General features: G+C 72.9%; 5 protein-coding genes. 3 read left to right on the top strand and 2 right to left on the bottom strand.

Annotated features, from left to right (window positions below; all coding sequences use genetic code 11):
* Positions 1-148 precede the first annotated feature (148 nt).
* A complete protein-coding gene (gene mmpB, locus ACH4SI_RS36660; protein ID WP_398303652.1) occupies positions 149-280 on the top strand; it encodes a morphogenic membrane protein MmpB in 132 nt (43 codons plus the stop codon).
* 23 nt (positions 281-303) lie between these two features.
* On the opposite strand, the gene ACH4SI_RS36655 is transcribed toward mmpB, so the two are convergent.
* On the bottom strand, positions 304-702 hold the full coding sequence (locus ACH4SI_RS36655; protein ID WP_398303650.1) for a peptidase inhibitor family I36 protein: 399 nt from the start codon (positions 700-702) through the stop codon (positions 304-306).
* Between the two features lie 183 nt (positions 703-885).
* On the opposite strand from ACH4SI_RS36655, the gene ACH4SI_RS36650 reads away from it, so the two are divergent.
* Positions 886-1,488 carry a Maf family protein gene (locus tag ACH4SI_RS36650; RefSeq protein WP_398303648.1) on the top strand — a complete coding sequence of 201 codons (603 nt, stop codon included), beginning with the start codon at positions 886-888 and terminating at the stop codon, positions 1,486-1,488.
* A gap of 33 nt (positions 1,489-1,521) precedes the next feature.
* On the opposite strand, the gene ACH4SI_RS36645 is transcribed toward ACH4SI_RS36650, so the two are convergent.
* Positions 1,522-1,965 (bottom strand): hypothetical protein, encoded by a 444-nt coding sequence (locus ACH4SI_RS36645; protein ID WP_398303646.1) that lies wholly within the window; start codon positions 1,963-1,965, stop codon positions 1,522-1,524.
* Between the two features lie 354 nt (positions 1,966-2,319).
* Between ACH4SI_RS36645 and ACH4SI_RS36640 the strand changes: the two genes are divergently transcribed.
* The coding region (locus tag ACH4SI_RS36640) for a biotin carboxylase N-terminal domain-containing protein (protein WP_398303644.1) at positions 2,320-2,627 on the top strand (308 nt) is incomplete at its 3' end.

Here is a 2,627-nt window from a genome sequence, read left to right as displayed (position 1 = left end):
CCCGGACTCCCCCACCCCTCCACCCCCCCCGCCCGCTCCCGCGCCGCCCCCCCCCCCCCGCGCCCCGCGCCCCCCCCCCCCCCGGCGGGGCGCCCCCCCCCCCCCCCCCCCCCCCCCCACGGCGCCGTCCGGCCGCACCATCGGTCGCATGCTGTGGTCCGAGCCGCCCGATGAGCCGCCAGAAGATCTACGGCGCGCTCAGGCGATGCTCCGCCGCGTCCGGGCCGTCCTGGCGATCGCCATCATGATCGCCACCTGCCTGCTCACGCTGCACCCCTGACGGCCGGCTCCGCATTCACCGGTCTACTGCTTCTTGAAGGAGCGGATCTGGTAGCTGCCCTGGAGGTTGCCCCCGTGGCCGGCGGTCGTCGATCCGACGCGCGCGTTGTAGTTGGTCTGCGTGTAGTACTGGACGCGGTGGCCCGTTCCGTTCCACACGGACAGGACCTTCCGGCCGTTGCGGATGAACGAACACAGATCGGCGGTGTTCGCGACCTTCTCCGACCCCCACTGGCAGCGGGTTCCACCGCCGTCCCAGCCGCTGTAGATGCAGAACTTGCCCGGATCGCAGCGGAATGCCGCGGCCCCGGCGCCGGCCCCCGGGGCGGCCGGGGCCGAGCCGGTGGCGGAGGCGGCGGGTGCCGTGCCGAGGGCGGCCACGAAGGCGAGCGAGGCGATGGCCAATGAAGTGGCATGACGCATGGAAGAGATCCCCTCCCGTCGGTGTCCCCGGGCAACCGCCCGGGCGGGAGCCAGTCTGGTGCGCTGGAAACGCCCATGTCAGGGCGTGCCGAGGGGCGCGAGAGGCACCCGGAACTGCGCGCTCCACGGCTCCACCCGCTCATGCGCCCCCGCCCGGCGCGCCGCCCGCCTACGCTGGTGCGCATGACTCCCCAGCGCACCCTGATCCTCGCCTCCGCCTCCCCTGCCCGCCTCGGTCTGCTGCGGCAGTCCGGATTCGCGCCGGAGGTGATCGTCAGCGGAGTGGACGAGGACGCGCTGACCGCCGAGACGCCCGCCGCGCTGGCGCGGGTGCTGGCGGAGGCCAAGGCGGCGGCCGTGGCCGGTCTCGCGGAGGCCGGCGGCGCGATCGTCGTCGGCTGCGACTCGGTGCTGGAGCTGGACGGGCAGGCGCTCGGCAAGCCCGCGGACGCCGAGGAGGCCACCGCCCGCTGGAAGTCGATGCGCGGCCGGGCGGGCATCCTGCGCACCGGGCACTGCGTGATCGACACCGCGAGCGGCCGCCGCGCCTCGGCCACTGCCTCCACCACGGTCCACTTCGGCGAGCCGAGCGATGCCGAGGTCGCCGCGTATGTGGCGAGCGGCGAACCGCTGCACGTGGCGGGCGCGTTCACGCTCGACGGGCGGTCGGCGCCGTTCATCGAGGGCATCGAGGGCGACGCGGGCAACGTCATCGGGCTGTCGCTGCCGATGCTGCGCACGCTGCTGGCCGAGATCGGCGTGGGCATCACCGATCTCTGGGCCTGAGGGTCTGAAGGGGCCTCAGCCGGTCCAGACGGTTCAGGCGGGGCTGGGGGCGTCCTGGCCGCCCTCGGCCCCGCCCCGGCCCGTCGCCTCCGGCTCGTACGCCAGCAGGCTGAGCACCACCAGCCCCAGCACCACCATCAGGAACGCGAACGCGGGCCAGCCCACCAGGCCGACCGAGAACGCGCCGACCACGCCGTGCGTCACCGCGCAGGTGAGGAGCAGGATGCGGCCGAGGCGGCCGGGCGCGCGGTCGCGCAGCGCCATGCGGAGCAGCACGACGCCGCACAGCAGCAGATAGACGCCGAAGACGCCGCCGCCGACCCAAGTCCCCACGGACATCGCGTCGGTGTCCAGGCCGCCGAGGGACATCTGCTGCCGGTCCACGACCAGGCCCAGGATCCAGTTCAGCAGCGCTATGCCGACCGCTTCCAGCATCAGCGTCACGGCCGCCACCGCGGCCACTGGTCTGCGTGCCACCCCGCCCACCTCTTCCGGTTCGACATCGTGAACGCTACTAACGGGTAAGCCGCCCCACAAGAGGTGCGCGAGGGCCTTGTCCGAGCAGGACGGTGCGGCAAAGTTTCCGCCCCTCGTTCGTAGGGATCCCACAAAGAAACGTGAAGCTGCCCAGCACGGCCGGGCGGAGATCCTGTCCACGGCACGGACTTCGCCGCGGGCCCGAAAACCGGGCGTACCGTGGAGCGACGGGGGATCCGGCTGTCTGGCCCGGGCAGGGTTAACGCTCCGTGTGGTCAAGCTCACGCCCGATGGCTTCTCGGCGTGGGGTGTCGCCTGTACCTAAACTCGGCTTGTTTCAAGGAGGGAGCCATCGTGCGCAAGGTGCTCATCGCCAATCGTGGCGAGATCGCTGTCCGTGTTGCCCGTGCCTGCCGGGATGCCGGGATCGCGAGCGTAGCCGTCTACGCCGATCCGGACCGGGACGCCGTACATGTGCGCGCGGCGGACGAGGCCTATGCGCTGGGCGGTGACACCCCGGCGGCCAGCTATCTGGACCAGGCCAAGGTGCTGGCCGCGGCCGCCGAATCCGGTGCCGACGCCGTCCACCCCGGCTACGGCTTCCTCTCGGAGAACGCCGAGTTCGCCCAGGCGGTCCTGGACGCCGGGCTGACCTGGATCGG

It is taken from the genome of Streptomyces sp. NPDC021212, assembly GCF_044332925.1.
GTDB lineage: Bacteria > Actinomycetota > Actinomycetes > Streptomycetales > Streptomycetaceae > Streptomyces.
Note: the sequence above shows the minus strand (reverse complement) of the source record. Positions and strands in the feature narration are given on the sequence as shown.